The 20,445-nt window shown below is 41.5% G+C and carries 17 protein-coding genes; 6 read left to right on the top strand and 11 right to left on the bottom strand.

Going from position 1 to position 20,445, the window contains the following annotated elements:
• Window positions 1–74: 74 nt before the first annotated feature.
• Window positions 75–782, top strand: a complete 708-nt coding sequence (ubiG, locus tag C3007_RS03545) for a bifunctional 2-polyprenyl-6-hydroxyphenol methylase/3-demethylubiquinol 3-O-methyltransferase UbiG (RefSeq protein ID WP_103853128.1) — start codon at window positions 75–77, stop codon at window positions 780–782.
• A gap of 23 nt (window positions 783–805) precedes the next feature.
• On the opposite strand, the gene C3007_RS03540 is transcribed toward ubiG, so the two are convergent.
• From C3007_RS03540 to fdnG, 9 genes are all read right to left on the bottom strand, one after another.
• Window positions 806–1,582 (bottom strand): IS3 family transposase, encoded by a 777-nt coding sequence (locus C3007_RS03540; protein WP_165779948.1) that lies wholly within the window; start codon window positions 1,580–1,582, stop codon window positions 806–808.
• Between the two features lie 78 nt (window positions 1,583–1,660).
• Entirely contained in the window at window positions 1,661–1,852 is a 192-nt protein-coding gene (locus C3007_RS11455; protein ID WP_123772520.1) for a hypothetical protein, read from the bottom strand.
• A gap of 145 nt (window positions 1,853–1,997) precedes the next feature.
• Window positions 1,998–3,188, bottom strand: a complete 1,191-nt coding sequence (locus C3007_RS03535; protein ID WP_103853126.1) for an amino acid aminotransferase — start codon at window positions 3,186–3,188, stop codon at window positions 1,998–2,000.
• Window positions 3,189–3,359: 171 nt separating this feature from the next.
• Window positions 3,360–4,457 (bottom strand): 5-(carboxyamino)imidazole ribonucleotide synthase, encoded by a 1,098-nt coding sequence (purK, locus tag C3007_RS03530; protein WP_103853125.1) that lies wholly within the window; start codon window positions 4,455–4,457, stop codon window positions 3,360–3,362.
• 66 nt (window positions 4,458–4,523) lie between these two features.
• Complete coding sequence (gene can / locus C3007_RS03525; RefSeq protein WP_103853124.1) at window positions 4,524–5,222, bottom strand: carbonate dehydratase; 699 nt, start codon at window positions 5,220–5,222, stop codon at window positions 4,524–4,526.
• A gap of 455 nt (window positions 5,223–5,677) precedes the next feature.
• Entirely contained in the window at window positions 5,678–6,586 is a 909-nt protein-coding gene (fdhE, locus tag C3007_RS03520) for a formate dehydrogenase accessory protein FdhE (RefSeq protein WP_103853123.1), read from the bottom strand.
• Window positions 6,587–6,673: 87 nt separating this feature from the next.
• Window positions 6,674–7,360, bottom strand: coding sequence for a formate dehydrogenase subunit gamma (locus C3007_RS03515; protein WP_103853122.1), 687 nt, complete (start codon window positions 7,358–7,360; stop codon window positions 6,674–6,676).
• Window positions 7,353–8,276 carry a formate dehydrogenase subunit beta gene (gene fdxH / locus C3007_RS03510; RefSeq protein WP_103853121.1) on the bottom strand — a complete coding sequence of 308 codons (924 nt, stop codon included), beginning with the start codon at window positions 8,274–8,276 and terminating at the stop codon, window positions 7,353–7,355. The genes C3007_RS03515 and fdxH overlap by 8 nt, the downstream gene beginning before the upstream one ends.
• 1 nt (window position 8,277) lies before the next feature.
• On the bottom strand, window positions 8,278–11,334 hold the full coding sequence (gene fdnG, locus C3007_RS03505; RefSeq protein WP_147285024.1) for a formate dehydrogenase-N subunit alpha: 3,057 nt from the start codon (window positions 11,332–11,334) through the stop codon (window positions 8,278–8,280).
• Between the two features lie 272 nt (window positions 11,335–11,606).
• On the opposite strand from fdnG, the gene fdhD reads away from it, so the two are divergent.
• From fdhD to C3007_RS03485, 4 genes are all read left to right on the top strand, one after another.
• Window positions 11,607–12,455 (top strand): formate dehydrogenase accessory sulfurtransferase FdhD, encoded by an 849-nt coding sequence (gene fdhD / locus C3007_RS03495; RefSeq protein WP_103853118.1) that lies wholly within the window; start codon window positions 11,607–11,609, stop codon window positions 12,453–12,455.
• 57 nt (window positions 12,456–12,512) lie between these two features.
• Window positions 12,513–12,725 (top strand): cation transporter, encoded by a 213-nt coding sequence (locus C3007_RS11450; protein ID WP_115261375.1) that lies wholly within the window; start codon window positions 12,513–12,515, stop codon window positions 12,723–12,725.
• Between the two features lie 44 nt (window positions 12,726–12,769).
• The gene (locus tag C3007_RS03490; protein WP_341476365.1) at window positions 12,770–15,004 is read left to right on the top strand and encodes a copper-translocating P-type ATPase; all 2,235 of its coding nucleotides are present in this window, start codon (window positions 12,770–12,772) and stop codon (window positions 15,002–15,004) included.
• A gap of 119 nt (window positions 15,005–15,123) precedes the next feature.
• The gene (locus C3007_RS03485; RefSeq protein WP_103853117.1) at window positions 15,124–15,579 is read left to right on the top strand and encodes a DUF441 domain-containing protein; all 456 of its coding nucleotides are present in this window, start codon (window positions 15,124–15,126) and stop codon (window positions 15,577–15,579) included.
• A 93-nt stretch (window positions 15,580–15,672) separates the two neighbouring features.
• On the opposite strand, the gene smpB is transcribed toward C3007_RS03485, so the two are convergent.
• Entirely contained in the window at window positions 15,673–16,155 is a 483-nt protein-coding gene (gene smpB, locus C3007_RS03480; RefSeq protein ID WP_103853116.1) for an SsrA-binding protein SmpB, read from the bottom strand.
• Window positions 16,156–16,284: 129 nt separating this feature from the next.
• Between smpB and ubiD the strand changes: the two genes are divergently transcribed.
• Window positions 16,285–17,760 (top strand): 4-hydroxy-3-polyprenylbenzoate decarboxylase, encoded by a 1,476-nt coding sequence (gene ubiD, locus C3007_RS03475; RefSeq protein WP_103853115.1) that lies wholly within the window; start codon window positions 16,285–16,287, stop codon window positions 17,758–17,760.
• 242 nt (window positions 17,761–18,002) lie between these two features.
• Here the strand turns inward: ubiD and C3007_RS03470 are convergent, their stop codons facing one another.
• Window positions 18,003–20,279, bottom strand: a complete 2,277-nt coding sequence (locus tag C3007_RS03470) for a hypothetical protein (protein ID WP_103853114.1) — start codon at window positions 20,277–20,279, stop codon at window positions 18,003–18,005.
• Window positions 20,280–20,445: the final 166 nt, after the last annotated feature.

The following is a 20,445-nucleotide window of genomic DNA, read 5'->3' as shown; positions in this document are numbered from 1 at the left end:
AAATTTACCCCAAAATAAAAAAGATAGAAAATTTACGCTAAAATAATAAAAACCAAAAACAAGAGAACAACCCAATGCAAAACATCGACCAACAAGAACTCGAAAAATTTGAAAAAATGGCTAAAACTTGGTGGGATCCTGAAGGGGATTTCAAGCCGATTCACCGTTTAAATCCAGTGCGTTTAGACTATATTTGCCAGCAAGCAGAGGGTTTGTTTGGCAAAAATGTGCTAGATGTGGGCTGCGGTGGCGGTATTTTAGCGGAAGCAATGGCGAAACAAGGGGCGAAAGTAACAGGCATTGATATGACCACTGCGCCCCTTGAAGTGGCGAAATTGCACGCGCAAGAAAGCGGTTTAAGCATTGATTATCAACAAACCACAGTAGAAAATTTTCTTGAAAAACACACCGCACTTGGTGGGGAAAAATTTGACGTGATCACCTGTATGGAAATGCTAGAACACGTTCCCGATCCCAGTTCGATCATCAATGCCTGCAAAGCCTTGTTAAAACCCGATGGCGTGCTGTTTTTCTCCACCATTAATCGCACCTTGAAAGCTTGGGCTTTAGTGATCATCGGTGCGGAATATGTGCTAAAAATGCTACCAAAAGGCACGCACGATTACGAAAAATTTATCAAGCCGGCTGAACTTTTGGCGTGGACGGACGAAGCAAAATTAGAATGCGTGAATATGGTGGGTTATCACTATAATCCACTAACAGGAACATTTAAATTAAATCAGGACGTAAGCGCCAATTATATGGCAACATTTAAGATATGATCTCTACTCCAGATCCTAGACACCTAGGAAGTTAAATATTGAGCTCTGTATTGCATAGGGCTCAAATTGTTTAACGCGGGTTTGATCCGCACTTCGTTATAATAGCGAATATATTCGTGCAGCACCTCCTCCAGCTCCACGACATTGGCAAAACGATTCGGGTAAAAACATTCCGACTTCACAATGCTAAAAAAGCGCTCTATCACCGCATTATCATCGCAATTCCCTTTGCGACCATGCTTTGAATCTTGGTCGCTATGAATCAGTGGAGCTGCGCCAGAACCTCGCTTCGATAAGGCTTCTTTAAGCATTTTTGAAACAAGCCCAAAACGTTGCCGCCGTCCGATTTGGTAGGCAATAATCTCACGGTTCGCCAAATCCATCATCGGCGAAAGATACAGCTTTTCATTCCCTACACGAAATTCGGTCACATCAGTGACCCACTTCTTATTTAGTACTTTTACTTTAAAATTTCTTGCCATCAAATTCGGTACGAGATAAGCGGTTCTTCCCGTCTTCATACGCTTTTTCGCTTTTACGTAGGAACGGATATCTAGGTGACGCATTCGTTTCAGCACCGTTTTTCCACTTAGATAATGCCCTTGCTCGCGCAACTTTGCTTGAATAATATGGTAACCATATCGTCCTTGACTCGCCTTAAATATTTCCAGTATCAAGTTATTAATATTATCTAACCCCTTGATTTTTCTGCATAATAGAATGTAGTGCGAGGCAGTTTCGCCACTGTCAGTAATACGGAAAGGGGAAATTGCACCCTTAACTCTCGGACGGTGGCACACTTTCCGCTTGAGTTTGAGGCCTCTGAGCGCCAAAGACTTTTTTAAATAGGCATTCTCCGAACGAAGAGACTCAAGTTCTTATAATAAAAGTTCTTTTTCATCGGTTTTGACGGGGCGTTTGGGTAATCTCATCACATTCTTCTTCCGATTAGGCTGACGGATGAGCCCATTAATACCGTATTTCTGGTATTTCTTAACGCGTTGCAACCAAATCACAATTTGGCTATGATTGGAAAGAGCACAATATTCCGCTGCCTGACGTACGCTCATTCCCTACTCAGAGACTAACGATATCGCCCACAGTTTAAACTCTGTTGAATAATGTTTTCCCATAAAAAATCCGCTCCTTAATTTGTGGATGGTGTCCAACTTTTGGGGAGCAGATCAAAGTGCGGTGCTTTTTTCAAATTTTTAATTAAAGCACTTTTACAATGCTTTCGCAGAGATAACGGATGTTATCTTCGGTGATGCCGGCAACGTTGATGCGGCCTGAGCGAACGGCGTAAATGGCGAATTCTTCTTTTAAGCGATCCACTTGTTCTGAGGTTAAGCCGCTGAAAGAGAACATACCATTTTGTTGTTCGATAAAGCTGAAGTCTTGCTGTGCGCCGTATTCTCTTAATAATTCTACGAATTTATGACGCATTTCTTTGATGCGGTTGCGCATTTCGGCAAGCTCACCAGTCCATTCTTCTCTTAATGCAGGATCGGCCAACACGATGGCTACAGTGGAAGCACCGTGAGAAGCTGGGTTAGAGTAGAGTGTGCGGATAATGGATTTCACTTGGGTTAGCGCGGTTGCAGCGATTTCTGCGGTTTCTGCCACTAAAGTGAATGCGCCGACACGTTCGTTATATAAACCGAAGTTTTTAGAATAAGAACTTGCGATCAGTAACTCTTTGTGATTTGCCGCAAAGGTGCGTAAGCCGAAGGCATCTTCTTCTAAGCCGTTAGCCAGTCCTTGATAAGCGAAGTCGAATAGTGGTAACCAACCATTTTTAGCAGACATTTCAGCCAGTTGTTGCCATTGTTCAGGGGTTGGGTCGATCCCTGTTGGGTTGTGGCAGCAGCCGTGTAATAACACCACATCACCTTCACCTGCGTTGCTTAAATCGGCAATTAGGTTATCCCAGTCTAAGGCTTTGCGTTCTGCATCATAATAGCGATATTCACGAATGGTGATCCCTACCGCATTAAAAATCGCATTGTGGTTTGGCCAAGTTGGTGTGCTGATCCACACGTTTTGTGCTTTAGTTTGGCGTTTGATAAATTCTGCGGCAATGCGTAATGCACCTGTGCCGCCAAGGCTTTGTACAGTTTTGGCACGCCCTTGTTTCACAATATCAGAATGTTCACCGAATAATACGCCTTGCGTACGCGCATTGAAATCGGCAACGCCGTCAATAGAAAGATAATTTTTGGTGGTTTCTACATCAAACAAACGTTGTTCGGCAGCTTTCACCGCTTTCATAATTGGTGTGCTGCCTTTGGCATCTTTATATACACCAATCCCTAAGTTGATTTTGTTAGCACGATCATCTGCTTTGAACGCTTCACCTAAACCTAAAATTGGATCGGCAGGAGCAGCATTAATATGTTCAAACATAGTCATTATCCTTCTAATGTTGTGTTTTGTTGTTAATAATGCGATTTCCTTTTTGTAAAGAAAATCCTGTGCCAAGTTATACTTGAGAATTAACCCTTTTCGCAAGTATTTATTGATACTAAATAGGCTTTCTTCTTAGGAAAGCCAATATTTATTCAAAAATTACAATAATTATTTAGATAATTTCAATTTCTCTTTTGCCCAAGTTAAACCAGATTGATAATCTTGTGGCAGTTGTTGCGCAAATTGATCTAATAAACGCATTAATTCTTGGCGATCTGGGTGGGCTAGATTAATATGCCCCACTTTTCGCCCTTCGCGTACTTCTTTGCCATACCAATGTAGCTGGCTAAACGGTATATTGAGCCATTGAGGATTATGTGCCGTGCCAATCAAATTAATCATCACCGCAGGCATAGTGCTAACTAATTCTGGCGTTGGTAAATTCAGTAAGGCACGCAAATGCAATTCAAATTGGCTAATGGAACAGCCCAGTTGCGTCCAATGTCCGCTATTATGAACCCGTGGCGCAAGTTCGTTAATCAATAACTTATCGTCCACCACAAAACATTCCATTGCCATCACGCCGATATAATCCAACTTGTGCATTATTTTGGCTAACATTGCTTCCGCTTGCTGTTGTAATACGGCCTGTTGTGGCAGTGAGGTATCCGCAACGCTATAACGCAAAATGCCGTTTTGTTGTAAATTGTGCGTAACAGGATAAAAACGGGTTGAGCCGTCTTTAAATCTTGCCCCCACGAGAGAAATTTCACCGTCAAAAGGAATAAATTTTTCCGCGATCACTTGCCCAAATAATTCATCGCCAATCAGATCTTGATTTTCTTGCGTGATGATCCACTGACCACGCCCGTCATAGCCGCCAGTACGGCGTTTCACCACCACTTTCTCACCAATTTGTTGCCAAATATCTTGCCATTGAGATGCAGAATGAATGAGTGTCCAAGGAGAAGTGGGAAGATTGAGTTCATCAAGGAGAGATTTTTGCGAAAGGCGATCGGCAAGCAAGCCAAAAACGGAACGATTAATAAACTGCGAATGATTGGCTAATTTTTCCGTCAGCGGGGTGCTTTCCCAACGCTCAATTTCCGCGGTAATTAGTCCGTTTTCTTGCAGCTCAAACACAGGGGCATTGAAAGGCAACGGCTCAACCTGAATATCTAAAGGCGCACCAGCATAACGCAGCATTCGCCCAAGCTGCCCATTACCTAAGACATAAATGACGGGATATAAAGCACTTTTTTGCATTATAAAATCCTTGATGATGTTGGTTAAAAGAATAATCTTGCACGCAAAGTGCGGTGTATTTTTTGCTTATTTTTCTGTATTTTCAGCGTTGTTTTCCGCTTCTTCTCGTTCATCTTCATTTTGTTTTAACAGACGAGAAATCGCACTTAAATAAGAAATTTCCAAGGTTTCACGGCTGGTTGCCATCACCCCTTGATCAATCAAATAGCCGTCATTCACATCATAAACCCAACCGTGTAAGGAAAGTTTCTTCCCCCTTTTCCACGCAGATTGCACAATAGAAGAACGCCCAAGGTTATAAACTTGCTCCGCCACATTCAGCTTGGTCAGCATATCTGCCCGTTTTTCTGGCGGAAGTTTACCCAATAAATGGCTGTGTTTAAACCAAATATCACGAATATGTAGCAACCAATTATTAATCAAGCCTAAATCTTGTTCCGACATCGCCGCCTTTATCCCACCGCAGTTGGTATGCCCGCAAATGATAATATGCTCAATATCCAACACGTCCACCGCATATTGCACCACGGAAAGACAATTCAGATCCGTATGAATCACCTGATTTGCCACATTACGATGCACAAACAGCTCACCGGGGCCAAGGTTAGTCAGCTTTTCCGCTGGCACACGGCTATCAGAACAACCAATCCACAAATAACTCGGCGTTTGATGATCCGCAAGCTCGCGAAAATAATCCGAATTTTCCTCTTTCATTCGCGTTGCCCAGCTATAATTATTGGCGAAAAGTTGCTCGATTTTTTTCATTGAAATACTCCAAAATTAACGAAAGCACAGTATAGCGAATAATAGGGAAGTGGTAAATTAATCTATGCGGGATAAACAACAGGTATGAGGTGGTGGGAAAAGGGGCTGTGAAAATTCACAAATTCAGGATATATAACTTTTTAGGTGTTTTCATTTAAGAGAAGCCTGCATTTGCAACGTCTCTCAAATTAAATTGGATGATTTCTGACATTTCTCATCATATTTGAACTCTTGGTATGTGTTTTTATTGGAGTTGATTATCTAGAGCCTTGTAGTTACTGGGAGAGTATAGGTTCATATAAATACCATTGTTGTATCGATAAATTCAGCGACTAATTATTTTGTCAGAATAGGGTTTATGTAAATTATGTTTAATCAAATGTTGATTTAGAACTATGTGAAAATACCAAGAAGAAAAACCTGCGCACACTGAGTACGCGAGGTTAATGCTTGGCTTATCCTTCTTCATTTGGAAACATAAACGGATTTAAACCACTGCGCGCAAGGCCTTTTTCTTCCATTTCAATATCAAGATAAATGCTTGCCAGATCATCGGCAATGGCTTCCACATAAGGATCTTTTTCTTGATACATCATTTTCAGATAACTATGGCAATCGCCGCAGCTTTCTGCTTTCACTGGCGCAGATTCGCTGTTGATTGACCAATAATCCAATTTCCCTGTGTGATTGCAGTTGGTGCATTTGCTACGCACCACATTCCATTCGCTTTCGCAAAGAGAGCAATGCACATAACGCAAGCCTTGTTCTGAGCCAAAATGGACTACGCTGGCTGTCGGCGGCGCACTGCATACAGGGCAAAGATGAAGGTGTTCACCGCTTTCCATTTTACTATTTTGCGGTAATTGTTGAGCAAGCTGAATCCAATAAAGGGAAAGTGCCGCCCAAATAAATAAGGCTTTGTCGCTGCTAACTTCAGAAAATTGTTGCGCAAGCAGTTTGTCAGCAAGTTGTTCAAGCTCGCTGTCGGAGGCTTTTTCTAAATTCTCAATGGTGGCTTGTACGCTTTCATTACCGTTATTTTTCATTTTATGGAGTAAGGCGCGCAACAAATCTAGCCATTGGGGATTGCGCTGCCATTTTGTGATGTCAAGAGGAACGCTGGTTTCCGTGCTGATTTCAATTTCTTGCGTAACAGGCTGTTCATTGAGTAGCGCGAGCTGGCAATCAACAATATTGGCGGCAAAGTTAAGGTAATCCGCCATTGGGTGATTTTGCGCTAAAGAACGTAGGCGTTCGGCACGGCGTTGGTAAAGATTTTTCGGGTTGGAAAATAAAAGAATAGGGTGATGAAAAGAGCTGGCAGCTTGTACAATTTCATCTTTTGGTAGGATTTTTATACTCATAATTTTTCATTAACGTTCGTCAATAAAGAAAGTGTGGTGTAAATTTGCAAAATTTTGCAAAAAATCACCGCACTTTGCCATTGTTAATTATTTAGCGTGCTTTTCTTTCGCTTTTTCTTCGGCTTCTTTTTCAAGTTCAGGCAGAATGTCTTCACGGAACCAGCGTGGGTGATGTTTTTTCGCCCAGCGTACCGTTACCCAACCTTCAACCATTCCACGAATAGAACCTTTCACCCAGAATGCCATATACATATGTACCATAATACCAGTAAAGAGCATAAAGGCACTGGCTGAGTGAAGCAAAATAGCAATGCGAATAACAGGAATTGGGAAATTATGGGAGAAATATTGTCGCCACATAATAATTCCTGTTGTTAGTAGGGTAACCATTGCAAGGATTAAGGTCCAGAATAGCATTTTTTGCCCTAAATTATATTTTCCGTTGTCTGAAACGGCGTGTTCGTTGCCTTTTAAGACTTCTTTAATATTTTTTAGCCATACCCAGTCATTTTTCTCAGGAATGTTGTAAGGCCAGTAAATCAAACAAAGATTGATAAAGGCAATAAACATTATTATCCCAGTGAATGGGTGGATAAAGCGGGCAATTCTTGGGTTACCTAAGATTTCCGTTAGCCAAGCAAAATCAGGGAAGAAGAATGCAAGCCCTGATAAGCCTGTGGTGAAGAAACAGATTACCAGTAACCAGTGACTTAAACGCGCAGGCAATTTGTGGCGAACAACTCGTTGATCGTTGCTGATCTTAACTTTACTCATTTTCGCCTCCTTTATGTGCTTGTTCATCTTCTGGCACGACTTCTTCGTGTTCTTCTAGATCTTCCGTATTTGGCCCAACTGCAAGATAGTGCGCAATTTCAGAAAGCACTAAGCCTCCCATTGCCACCGCTGCAACTGGTTTCAATACGTCTTTCCATAATTTCACGGTCACGTCAATTTGTGGATCTTTCGGTAAGCCTGAGTAAAGCTCTGGCTTATCAGCGTGATGTAACACATACATAACGTGTGTGCCGCCCACGCCTTCTGGATCATAAAGCCCAGCATTTTCATAACCACGGGATTTGAGATCCGCAATGCGAGTTTCCGCATAGTGTTTCATTTCTTCTTTTGTACCGAAATGAATTGCGCCTGTTGGACAGGTTTTCACACAAGCGGGTTCTTGACCCACGGTAACGCGATCAACACAAAGCGTACATTTGTACACACGGTTATCTTCAGGGTTCATTCTTGGAATGTTGAATGGACAACCTGCGATACAGTAGCCACAACCGATACATTTATCCGATTGGAAATCAACGATGCCGTTTGCATACTGAATAATCGCACCTGGTGATGGGCAAGATTTTAAACAGCCCGGTTCACTGCAGTGCATACAGCCATCTTTACGGATCAGCCATTCTAGACGGTCATTTTCTTCAACTTCGTTGAATTTCATCACCGTCCAAGCTTTGGCATTGAGATCAATCGGGTTATCGTATGAGCCGATACATTTTTCCGGCTCAGCACGAATATCATTCCATTCTGAACAAGCCACTTGGCAGGCTTTACAGCCGATACAAGTGGTAACGTCAATCAGTTTTGCCACTTCAAGCTGATGATCTCGCGCTTGCGGTGGTGGTGTTAATCCCGATGTTGCAGAGGCTTTAATAATATCTTGCGATTGAATAGTTCCCATATTATGCCCCCACTTTCTCAATATTTACCAACATACATTTTGATTCCGGTGTTTGTGTATTTGCATCACCTGCGCGAATGGTGAGGTTATTGGCAAAGAAACCTTGTTTACCAATACCGCCAAAGCCCCAGTGAATTGGGATACCTACGGTATGCACGGCTTTGCCATCGGCAGTGAGTGGACGAATACGTTTGGTTACCACGGCTACGGCTTTAATATAACCACGTTTTGAGGTAACTTTGACATAATCACCATTATTGATGCCTTTCTCTTTTGCAAGTGCTTCGCCAATTTCAACAAATTGTTCTGGCTGGGCAATCACATTGAGCAACACATTTTTCGTCCAGAAGTGGAAATGTTCTGTTAGACGATAGGTTGTACCCACATAAGGGAATTCTTCCGAAGTACCAATGTCTGCTTTATCGCTTTCCAAAATACGCGCCACAGGGTTGGATACTACATTTGGGTGTAGTGGGTTTGTGCCAATTGGTGTTTCAATTGGTTCGTAATGTTCTGGGAACGGGCCATCAGCCATACGTTCACGCACGAACAAACCACTTACCCCTTCAGGTTGCATAATAAATGGTAGGGTAGGACTATTTGGTGGTGCTGTACCGAAGTCTGCCACGTCCACATAGTTCCAGTTTTTGCCATTCCATTTAATTAACTGGCGTTTTGGATTCCAAGGTTTACCAGATAAATCCGCACTTGCACGGTTGTAAATAATACGGCGGTTCATCGGCCACGCAAAGCCCCAACCTAAGGTGTTACCTAAGTTAGACGGATCTGCGTTATCGCGATTCGCCATTTGGTTACCTTTTTGTGTCCATTGACCAGTATAAATCCAGCAAGCACCTGAAGTGCTACCATCAGCACGCATTTGTGCGAAGCTTGAAAGCAGCTCGCCTTTTTTCAAGATCACGTTGCCGTTGGCATCAAGGAGATCTTGTAAAGCATAGCCGTTCATTTCTTTCGCCACTTCTTCTGCTTTTGGCTCAAGCGGATTGTCATAGTTCCAGCTCATCGCTTCAAGGCTATCCAGTGATACGCCACCTTCTTTATGATAAAGCTCGATTAATGCAGCTCTTAATTCAGAAAGAATTTCACCATCGCTTTTCGCTTCAAATGGGGCATCAACGGCTTTCCAGTGCCATTGTAACCAACGACCAGAGTTAGCGATTGAACCGTGTTCTTCCACGAAACAAGTGGTTGGTAAGCGGAATACTTCGGTTTGAATTTCTTCTGTTTTCACATCATTAAATTCACCGTAGTTTTTCCAGAATTCAGAGGTATCTGTAATTAACGGATCCATAATCACCAAGTATTTCAAATTACTTAAGGCTTTGATGATTTTGCCTGAATTTGGATAAGAGGCAACAGGGTTCATTCCTTGGCAGAAATAACCATTTACGCGACCTTGATACATTTCATCAATGTAGCGCATTTGATCCATACCGCCTTTCGGCAATTTCGGTAAATAATGGTAGCCGAACTCATTTTCTGCAGTGGCTTTTTCACCAAAGAAAGTTTTCAGCATACTTACCATAAATTTCGGCGTATTTTGCCAGTAGTTTACCTGATCTTTCATCATTGTTTTTGGCGTAATACGGTTTAGGAAGTTTTCTAAACTGGTATCCGCTTCGGTTGGCAATGGAATATAGCCAGGCAACATATGTGGGAATAAACCTAAATCCGTAATCCCTTGTACATTTGAGTGTCCACGCAACGCATTCACACCACCACCAGAAACCCCTATATTACCGAGTAATAACTGGATCATCGCCATCGTACGAATATTTTGTGAACCCACAGTATGTTGAGTCCAACCTAATGCGTACATAAAGGTTGCCGCTTTGTCAGGTGCAGAGGTTTTGGCAATTTCTTCACAGAATTGTAAGAAACTTTTTTGTGGTGTACCCGTGATACGTTCTACCATTTCAGGGGTATAACGAGAAACGTGATCTTTTAACAGATTAATCACGCAACGAGGGTGTTGTAAGGTCAGATCACGAATAGGCTGACCTTCCGCATCAAATTGATAACGCCAAGTTGAACGATCATATTTGCGAGTTTCAGGATCATAGCCTGAGAACAAGCCGTCTTCAAACTTGAAGTTCTCATCAACGAGGAATGCCGCATTCGTATAATGTCTAACGTATTCGTGTTGGATTTGATCTTTTTCTAATAAATAACGAATAACGCCAGATAAAAAGGCAATATCTGTCCCAGAACGCAATGGCATATAAATATCTGCAACTGAAGCTGTACGGTTAAAGCGTGGATCAACCACCATTAACTTCGCACCATTTTGTTTTTTCGCTTCAATCGCCCAACGGAACCCAACAGGGTGAGCTTCCGCAGCGTTACCGCCCATTACGATTACTAAATCAGAGTTTTTAATATCAACCCAGTGGTTGGTCATCGCACCGCGACCAAATGATGGAGCAAGACTTGCTACCGTTGGTCCGTGTCAGATACTCGCTTGGTTGTCGGTATAAATCATACCGAGTGAGCGCACAAATTTTTGCGTTAAGATGCCCGTTTCATTACTACAAGCAGAGCCTGCTAAGAAACCTGACGTCATCCAACGATTCACAGGCGTGCCATTTTCATTATTTAACACAAAGTTGGCATCGCGGTCTGCTTTCATATGTTTTGCGATACGCTCAATGGCTTCTTCCCAAGAAATGCGTTTCCACTCGCTTGAACCTGCTTCACGCACTTCAGGATATTTCACACGGCGTGGGCTATTTACATAATCCAATGCCCCTGCGCCTTTCGGACAAAGCGCCCCACGGCTTACTGGATGATCGGGGTCCCCTTCAATGTGATAAAGTTTACCCACGCTATTTTTTGCGCCATCACCTAAGCTGTATAACAACATACCACAGCCTACGGCACAATAGGTGCAGGTATTACGGGTTTCTTTACCGCGTAATAACTTGTATTCGCGAGGAGCTGCTAAAGCTGTTGCTGGAGCAAAGCCCAACATCGCCGCAGACGTCCCTGCCATACCACCTGCACAGATCTTAAAGAATTTTCTTCTTGTGACCTGCATAGAGATACTCCTTAACCAACAAAATTGTTGTGTTATTGTGTAGTAGTAGATTTGTTTTTTATATAGATATTCGTTCAGGTTAGCTGAATATTTCAGATTTTTATTTAGCAAAATACAACGGCAAATAGCACATTTTCACAAATGAAATAATTCAGTTACAGTATAGTTTGTTGTCAAATTGTATTACAATTAACACAACGTAATACTGTGGCTAGGATACGCCTTTTCACGCCTAAAATCTATAAGTAATCTTGATTAGAAAGGAAAAATTCTTGAGTTGGATCACAAAATCAACAGTTAATTTTTTCAAAAAATTAACAAATAATAAACATTCTCAACACACATCACTTTGGCAAGAAAAAGAAGAAACCTTAGCGGTAGAAACCCCTATTGCCTTAGTGTATAACGGCATTAGCCACACCGTAATGATGTGTTCCCCACAAGACTTGGAAGATTTTGCCCTTGGCTTTTCTTTAACCGAAGGCATTATCGAAAAGCCTGCGGACATTTATGGCATTGATGTAGAAGAAACCTGCAATGGCATTGAAGTACAAATAGAAATTGCCACACGCTGTTTTGTCGCGCTCAAAGAACGTCGCCGAACTCTAGCAGGAAGAACGGGCTGCGGCATTTGCGGCACAGAACAGCTTGATCAAATCCACAAAAACTTGCCTATTTTGCACCGCACTTATGTTTTGGATATTTCTCTTCTTGACGATTGCCTGAAAAAATTACATTCAGCCCAACAGCTTGGACAACAAACCGGCTCAACCCACGCTGCCGCCTTTTTTGATTTACAAGGAAACCTGCTTGCTATTCGAGAGGATGTTGGCCGCCACGTTGCTTTAGATAAACTCTTAGGCTGGCACGCCAACCAACAAACCCAACAAGGTTTTGTGCTAATTTCTAGCCGAGCGAGCTATGAAATGGTACAGAAAGTCGTAAGCGCTGGCATTGAATGCTTAGTCGCCATCTCCGCCGCCACCGCCCTTGCCGTGCAACAAGCCAAACAAAGCCAACTTACCTTAATTGGCTTCGCCAGAGAGGGCAGAGCAACAGTTTACACAGGAAAAGAGCGGTTGGATTTTTTTGGAGAATTTATCTCATCGCTAAATGCTTGACCCTAACCCTATGTTAAGGTTTATGCTATGCAAAATTTTTACTAGAAGGAGAAAAAGATGAAAACCACTGTGTTAGCGTTAAGCGATTTATCTTGCCAACATTGTGTAAAATCCGTACAGAAAACCTTAGATGGCATTTCTGGCGTGCAAAGTGCCGAAGTGAGTTTAGATAAAGCCGTTATAGTGGGCGATGTTGATCCGCAAGTGTTGATTAATGCCATTGTTGAAGCTGGTTATCAAGCACGCCTTGCGGATAACTCGGCAAAGTAAGTTCACTACCCGAATCTTCCACAGAAACCTTAAAACCTGATCCTGTGGTAGTTGGACAACATCAGGATCAGGTTACCCTTTTACTTGATGGCTTAAGCTGTGCTGCTTGCGTAATGAAAGTGCAAAAAGCCTTGCAAGCCGTGCCACAAGTCGCCCAAGTGCAAGTGAATTTAGCAGAACAAACTGCTTTAGTGAGCGGCAATGCCACACCACAATCTCTTGTTGCGGCTGTGCAGCAAGCAGGCTATGGTGCAGAAGTGGTGAATGATGACGCGCTACGAGCGGAAAAACAGCAAAGCAAAAGCGCGCACGAAGTGAAGCAGCGTAAATGGCAAGGCATTGTTGCTCTTGGTTTAGGCGCAGCATTAATGCTTTGGGGCTTGCTTGGTGGCACAATGAGCGTGAATCAAAACAATCGCGTTTATTGGCTCGCTGTGGGTGTGCTGACCTTGTTGGTGATGATTGGGACAGGCAAACATTTTTATCAAAAGGCGTGGCAGAATTTGCTCAATCGCACAGCCACAATGGATACCCTTGTAGCACTAGGCACTGGCACAGCTTGGCTTTATTCAATGTTTGTTTGCATTAATCCAGAGTTTTTCCCTGAAAATGCCCGTCATTTATATTTTGAAGCAGCGGCGATGATCATCGGTTTCATCAATTTAGGTAAAATGTTTGAAGCCAAGGCGAAACAACATTCTTCACAGGCCTTGGCGCGCTTGCTTGATCTTACCCCGAAAACCGTACATCTAGTTACGCCACAAGGCACGCAAGATATTCCCCTTGCGAAAGTGCAAGTAGGGCTACAGTTACGCTTGCAAACAGGCGAACGAGTGGCGGTGGACGGCACAATTACAGAAGGGCAAGGTTGGTTTGATGAAAGTATGCTAACAGGCGAGCCTGTTCCCGTGCAAAAACAGGCAGGGGATAAAATCAGCGCTGGAACGCTTATTTCAGATGGCACGGTGATTTACCGCGCAGAACAAATTGGTGAGCAAACCACTTTGGCCAATATCATCAAATTAGTGCGTCAAGCGCAGAGTAGCAAGCCAAAAATGGGACAACTGGCAGACAAAATTGCAGCGGTTTTTGTCCCTGTGGTGATTACCATTGCTTTAGTCGCCGCCTTGGTTTGGTATATTCTTGGGCCAGCGCCACAATTTTCTTATAGTTTGGTGATTTTTACTACCGTCCTCATCATTGCCTGCCCTTGTGCCTTAGGGCTTGCGACACCAATGTCGATTATTTCAGGCATTGGGCGCGCCGCGGAATTAGGCATTTTAGTGCGTGATGCCGATGCTTTACAAAAAGCTGCCAGTGCCGATACCATTGTTTTTGACAAAACAGGGACGCTGACAAAAGGTTCACCAAAAATCACCGCACTTTATTGTTTTAATGATTATTCAGAAACACAAGTTAGCCAGCTTGCAGCAAGCCTCGAACAGGGTTCAAACCACCCTTTAGCCAAAGGCATTGTGCAGTTTAATCAAGAAAATCAAGGCGAGCTCAAACCGCTTCACGCCTTTACCACCTTGCAAGGTTTAGGAGTGATTGGGGAAGTGGAAGGGCTTGAATTATTGCTCGGTAACCAAGCTTTAATGACGCAGCAAGACGTGGATATTCAGCCTGCAATGGCGATCTTTCAGCAACAAACAGAACGTGGCGCAACGGTGGTCTTTTTCGCGATCAATCGTCAATTAGCAGGGTTATTTGTGCTGAGTGATCCTTTACGAGAAGATTCAGTGAATGCCTTACAACGTTTGCACGAGCAGGGCTATCATTTGGTGATGCTCACTGGTGATCAAGAAAAAACTGCTCGCGCATTGGCGCAAGGCACCGCGATTGATAACGTCATCGCTGGCGTGTTGCCTGCTGAAAAAGCGAATATCATCAAGGCATTACAGCAAGAAGGCCGTAATGTGGTGATGGTGGGGGACGGCATTAATGATGCGCCTGCCCTTGCCCAAGCAGACGTGAGTATCGCAATGGGCAGCGGTTCAGATATTGCCATAGAAACCGCAGAATTAACCTTAATGCGCCACAATATTTCTGCCGTGGCTGATGCCCTTTGCCTTTCCAAAGGCATTTTACGCAATATGAAGCAAAATCTGTTCGGCGCATTTATTTACAACATTCTAGGCATACCTATTGCCGCTGGGTTGTTGTATCCCTTGTTTGGTATTTTGCTTAACCCAATGATTGGCGGACTGGCAATGGCGTTGTCTTCCATCACCGTGGTGAGCAATGCCAATCGCTTATTAAAATTTAAAGTGAAATAATTGATAAGGCTCATAACGAGCCTTATTTTTTATGAATTAGGCAAATAAAAAGAGTATAATCCCAACATCTGACGCACGGTAAAAGTGCGGTGCTTTTTTTGAGAATTTTCGAGGCAATGATGTCATTACAATTTAACGCAATCGCCTTGCTACTGGTGATTTTAATTTTGCTTGGCGTGTTAGGTAACAACAGTTCAATCACCATTTCGGCGACGATTTTGCTATTAATGCAACAAACCTTTTTAGCTAAATATATTCCTTTTATGGAAAAATATGGCTTAAATATCGGCATTATTATTCTCACCATCGGCGTACTTAGCCCGATTATTTCTGGCAAAATTCCCTTGCCTGCTTTTACTGAGCTGTGGAACTGGAAAATGTTTTTAGCGATTGCTGTGGGCGTGCTGGTGGCGTGGTTTGGTGGACGTGGGGTAAACCTAATGGGCGCGCAGCCGACTTTACTCACAGGATTATTAGTTGGCACAATTTTAGGTGTCGCCTTTGTGGGCGGTATTCCTGTCGGGCCGTTGATTGCGGCGGGGATTTTGTCTTTGCTGTTGGGTAAAACGGGGTAAATATTAATCTTTATAAAAAAATTAGCCCCTGTGTTTACAAGGGCTAATTTAAAAATTCGCTAATTTTCCACCGCACTTATTATTGAGGTGAAATTAATTTCGCATCGCATTTTTCATAATACGATCTTTGGCAACTTTCCATTCGCGATCTTTAATGTCATCACGTTTATCGTGTTGTTTTTTCCCTTTCGCGACACCAATTTTGATTTTTGCCCAAGGACCTTTCCAATAAAGAGAAAGGGCAACAATGGTAAAGCCATCACGGTTTGCTTTGCCGAAGAGTGAAGCTAATTCTCGCTGTTTTAACAATAACTTACGCGTACGCGTTGGATCGCACACAATATGCGTTGAAGCCACGCTTAACGGTTGAATGGTTGCACCGAATAAATAGGCTTCGCCATTTTTGAAAATAATATAGCTGTCGCTAATATTGGCTTTGCCCGCACGCATTGATTTTACTTCCCAGCCTTGCAAGGAAAGCCCCGCTTCAATTTCATCTTCAATAAAATATTCGTGTCTAGCGCGCTTGTTTAAGGCAATGGTATTTGATGTTTGTTTTGGTTTTTTCTTTGTCATTTTAATTAATTTATTCTGATAAAATTACCGCACATTCTACCCAATCTAGGGAAAAATCGCAAAAGCACTTGCGTTGCAAAGCGATCTTTATAACAATGAAGCATTAATTTTTGCATTGAGTAAGCATTGATGAAATATAAGAATTTACGCGATTTTTTGCAGCTGTTAGAAGAACAAGGCGAATTAAAACGCATTTCGCAAGAAATCGATCCTTATTTGGAAATGACCGAAATTTCCGACCGCACTTTGCGTGCCGGTGGGCCAGCGTTATTATTTGAAAATCCAAAAGGATTTGCGATGCCCGTGCTATGCAATTTATTTGGCACGGCAAAGCGCGTGGCGCTTGGAATGGGGCAGAATGATGTGTCTGCCTTGCGTGAAGTGGGGAAACTGCTCGCCTTTCTAAAAGAGCCAGAACCACCAAAAGGGTTTAAGGATTTATGGACAACCTTACCGCAATATAAGCAAGTGCTAAATATGCCCGCAAAGGTGCTAAGTAAAGCGCCTTGTCAGGACATTGTACTCAGTGGCGATGAGGTGGATTTATACCGCTTGCCGATTATGCAATGCTGGAAAGATGACATCGCACCGCTTATCACTTGGGGGCTCACCATTACCAAAGGGCCGAATAAAAAACGGCAAAATTTGGGGATTTACCGCCAACAGTTGATCGGCAAAAATAAATTGATTATGCGTTGGCTCTCGCACCGTGGGGGCGCATTAGATTTTCAAGAATGGAAAGAACAATATCCTGATAAACCTTTTCCTGTTTCTGTGGCATTAGGCGCTGATCCCGCAACGATTTTAGCAGCCGTAACGCCTGTGCCTGATAGCCTTTCTGAATATGCTTTTGCAGGATTGCTGCGTGGCAACAAAACGGAAGTGGTGAAATCGGTGAGTAACGATCTTGATGTGCCAGCTAGTGCAGAAATCGTGTTGGAAGGCTATATTGATCCCAATGAAACAGCATTAGAAGGGCCTTATGGCGATCACACGGGTTATTACAATGAACAAGAGTATTTCCCAGTGTTTACTGTTACCCACATTACAATGCGACAAAACCCGATTTATCATTCCACTTATACCGGGCGGCCACCTGATGAGCCAGCGATTTTGGGCGAAGCGTTAAATGAAGTGTTTATCCCGATTTTACAAAAACAATTCCCTGAAATTGTGGATTTCTATTTACCGCCTGAAGGTTGTTCTTACCGTCTTGCGGTGGTAACGATGAAGAAACAATATGCCGGCCACGCCAAGCGTGTAATGATGGGCGTTTGGTCTTTCTTACGCCAATTTATGTACACCAAGTTTGTCATCGTGTGTGATGATGATATTAATGCCAGAGATTGGAAAGACGTGATCTGGGCGATCACCACGCGTAGCGATCCTGCGCGCGATTGCACTATTGTGGAAAACACGCCGATTGATTATTTGGATTTTGCCTCGCCTATTGCAGGGCTGGGTTCTAAAATGGGCATTGATGCCACCAATAAATGGCCCGGTGAAACTAACCGCGAGTGGGGTGTGCCTATTAAAAAAGATCCTGAAGTAGTCAAACGCGTGGATGAAATTTGGGAAAGCCTAGGGATTTTTGATATCGTATAGCTGTTGTGTAAAGCGTAAAATTAAATAAAGTGGAAAATAATCCTCTTACTTTTATGAAGAGATTATTATGTCTACTGATTCTTTTTAACATAAGGAATGCTTTTCTATTACAACTCTCGGTGGAGTCAATTACACCAATTTTTCTTGTTTAATTAAACGCAACGAAAAATATAAAAAGTGAGGAAGGTTGGTATGAGTATAAAATAATAGTTAAAAGGCAGGTATTGCCTGCCTTTTTAAGATTATTTTAAAAATTGATACTCAAATAAAAATGGCACAATTTCTTTCTGGTAATAGATTTTTACCAACTGCTTTAGGGTTTTTAAATGCCCATTTAATTCAGGATAATCATATACAGTATTACCTTTTTCATCTTTGTAACGAGTATTTAATTCTTCTTCGATTTGATACGCGCCATAAGTATAACTTGGGTTATAATTAGCGGTTTCTTTCGCATTTTTTAACACCAAATCCCATTGCTTTAATAATTTTGTTTCCTCCTTATTCAGAATAAAATTATTTAATTTCTCTCTTGCTAGAGTATCACCATTTGAGCAATCTAAACAAAGTTGATTACGATAAAATCTGCCATCCGAACCTTCAATACTTCTGATGTGAGAATAATGTGTAAGCGATACCCATAAAAGATTTTTAAGCAAGATTAGGTTTAGTTTCCCATTTTTGAGATCGTGGTGATATTTTTCTTTTCCATCCGCACTTTTCATTATCATTGACATTATCTTCCAGTTATTTTCGTGGTCAGTGTATTTACCTGCAGAAAAAATGGGTAATATTTCAATGAAATTATCACTTCTTAAAAACTCTCCATGTGCATCATATCGTCCAGTAACTGTTAGCGCGGAGTTTAAACGTGGGTTATCAAAACCAGAACTATTTGCAACAACATACCCAATGATATTTTGATTATATTTTTTGACTAATGGACAAGATTTATCTTTATCTCTTTCTTTGCCATTTAGATCCACACAAATACCATCACTTATTGAATCACCAGTAAATTGTCTTTTGTCATAGTATTCACTAATTTGACTATCAATTTGATGAACTGAAATACTTCCTTCATCCAGAAGTTGATTGCTTTTGACATCAATATCATAACAAGTTAATTTGAATGTCTTTTCCATTGATATTTCGTTAGACCAATAAATACAAGAAATACAAGCATTCGTTTTTGTGTGAAAATGCTTTCTATTAAAAGCGAAACCAGCAATAAATTTTCTATCTATAAGTTTATGAGCTTTCCAATATTTTATTGGACTATATACAATATAGCTGTCTGTTGGTTGTCTTAAATAATATTTAAAAGCACTCCAAATAAATAAGTTTGCTAAGTCATTTAACGCAGAACCTTTAATTTCTTTTTTCATCTCATTACTAACAAAAGATTGTTTCCAGATAGCTTTTTTCCCTGTTCCAATCGTTGTTCCATTTACTTCTGAATAAGGAGGGTTTTCAAATAAAATAATAGTACATTTGGGATTATCCACATACTGCTTAATTAATGTACTTTTTACATATTCTTCAGATAAAGCATCAGCCCCTCTTACCAATCCCGCATTAAAGGTATCGCTTGATTCGGTTGGGGGAATAATATGACGAACTTTATCACCTAATAATTCAAACAACACCTTGTATTCATAGTATTCTACAGTTGAAACGATGGTATGTGATAGTTCTTCATCAGTAAAATATTGTTGTAAGTTTCCTGTTCCTGCGCATCTGTCAAGAATAATGTAATCATTATCTTTTGGTACTCTAGCAATAGCTTGACGTAATAATTCAAGAGATTTTTCAGCATATAATTTAGGTGTATAAAATGCACCTAAATTCTTTTGCATCAAATTATCATTTAGTTTATCCATCAAATAACGGAATTTAACATTATCCTCACCAGTGTATGGCTCAATAAAATTTTTAAATTTATCAGGCTTACGAATTTCGCCAATAATTTTAACTTTGCCATTTTCTTCACCAATAAAATCTGCTTTTTTGGCAAGCGGATTTTCACGATAAAAGCGTTCTCCCCAGCCAACAATACAATTTTCATCAAGATTGATTTTGGTGTAATTTTTACTTTTTAAGGTAGCGATCAGTGTTTCCTGATCTATTTGATTTTCTAGGTTAAAAGTTAATCTTGGTTTACCCCCTTGAAATCCACTATTTTCTTTAGAAGCACCTAAAGTATAAATTTTTTCAATAAATTGGAGGTAATCTTTCGAATTAAATAAATAAGCTTTAGCGGTATTTAATGAAATGAGTACGATATTAGCAGGAATAGATTTACCTTTAACACGCATTGCGGAAAGGTATTTAATTGCTTGAAACAAAACGCTATTTACATCGTTAATATTCAGCTTAAACTCTAATAAATTCCCATTTAATACGCCATCGGTATTATCCGTGAGAATTTGTTCAAGAGTTAAAGTTTTATCAATGCGAGGTAAATAAGTTTGATAAAAATCACGTTGTCCATCAAGTTCTAAGGTGTATTTTCTCATTTTACACCTCAAATTTACTTGACGATGATTGGTTAAAGATTAGACTATTGCGTTGCGTTGCGTTGCGTTGCGTTGCGTTGCGTTGCGTTGCGTTGCGTTGCGTTGCGTTGCGTTGCGTTGCGTTGCGTTGCGTTGCGTTGCGTTGCGTTGCGTTGCGTTGCGTTGC

This window comes from Avibacterium gallinarum (genome assembly GCF_002921135.1).
GTDB classification, from domain to species: Bacteria; Pseudomonadota; Gammaproteobacteria; order Enterobacterales; family Pasteurellaceae; genus Avibacterium; species Avibacterium gallinarum.
The sequence above is the reverse complement of the archived record's forward strand: the minus strand, read 5'-3'. Positions and strand labels throughout refer to the sequence as shown.

Excerpts from the sequence above, each read along its gene's own strand:
- ubiG (WP_103853128.1), top strand. The coding sequence starts at position 75 with ATGCAAAACATCGACCAACAAGAACTCGAAAAATTTGAAAAAATGGCT.
- C3007_RS11455 (WP_123772520.1), bottom strand. The coding sequence starts at position 1,852 with ATGAGCGTACGTCAGGCAGCGGAATATTGTGCTCTTTCCAATCATAGC.
- C3007_RS03535 (WP_103853126.1), bottom strand. The coding sequence starts at position 3,188 with ATGTTTGAACATATTAATGCTGCTCCTGCCGATCCAATTTTAGGTTTA.
- purK (WP_103853125.1), bottom strand. The coding sequence starts at position 4,457 with ATGCAAAAAAGTGCTTTATATCCCGTCATTTATGTCTTAGGTAATGGG.
- can (WP_103853124.1), bottom strand. The coding sequence starts at position 5,222 with ATGAAAAAAATCGAGCAACTTTTCGCCAATAATTATAGCTGGGCAACG.
- fdhE (WP_103853123.1), bottom strand. The coding sequence starts at position 6,586 with ATGAGTATAAAAATCCTACCAAAAGATGAAATTGTACAAGCTGCCAGC.
- C3007_RS03515 (WP_103853122.1), bottom strand. The coding sequence starts at position 7,360 with ATGAGTAAAGTTAAGATCAGCAACGATCAACGAGTTGTTCGCCACAAA.
- fdxH (WP_103853121.1), bottom strand. The coding sequence starts at position 8,276 with ATGGGAACTATTCAATCGCAAGATATTATTAAAGCCTCTGCAACATCG.
- C3007_RS11450 (WP_115261375.1), top strand. The coding sequence starts at position 12,513 with ATGAAAACCACTGTGTTAGCGTTAAGCGATTTATCTTGCCAACATTGT.
- C3007_RS03485 (WP_103853117.1), top strand. The coding sequence starts at position 15,124 with ATGTCATTACAATTTAACGCAATCGCCTTGCTACTGGTGATTTTAATT.
- smpB (WP_103853116.1), bottom strand. The coding sequence starts at position 16,155 with ATGACAAAGAAAAAACCAAAACAAACATCAAATACCATTGCCTTAAAC.
- ubiD (WP_103853115.1), top strand. The coding sequence starts at position 16,285 with ATGAAATATAAGAATTTACGCGATTTTTTGCAGCTGTTAGAAGAACAA.
- C3007_RS03470 (WP_103853114.1), bottom strand. The coding sequence starts at position 20,279 with ATGAGAAAATACACCTTAGAACTTGATGGACAACGTGATTTTTATCAA.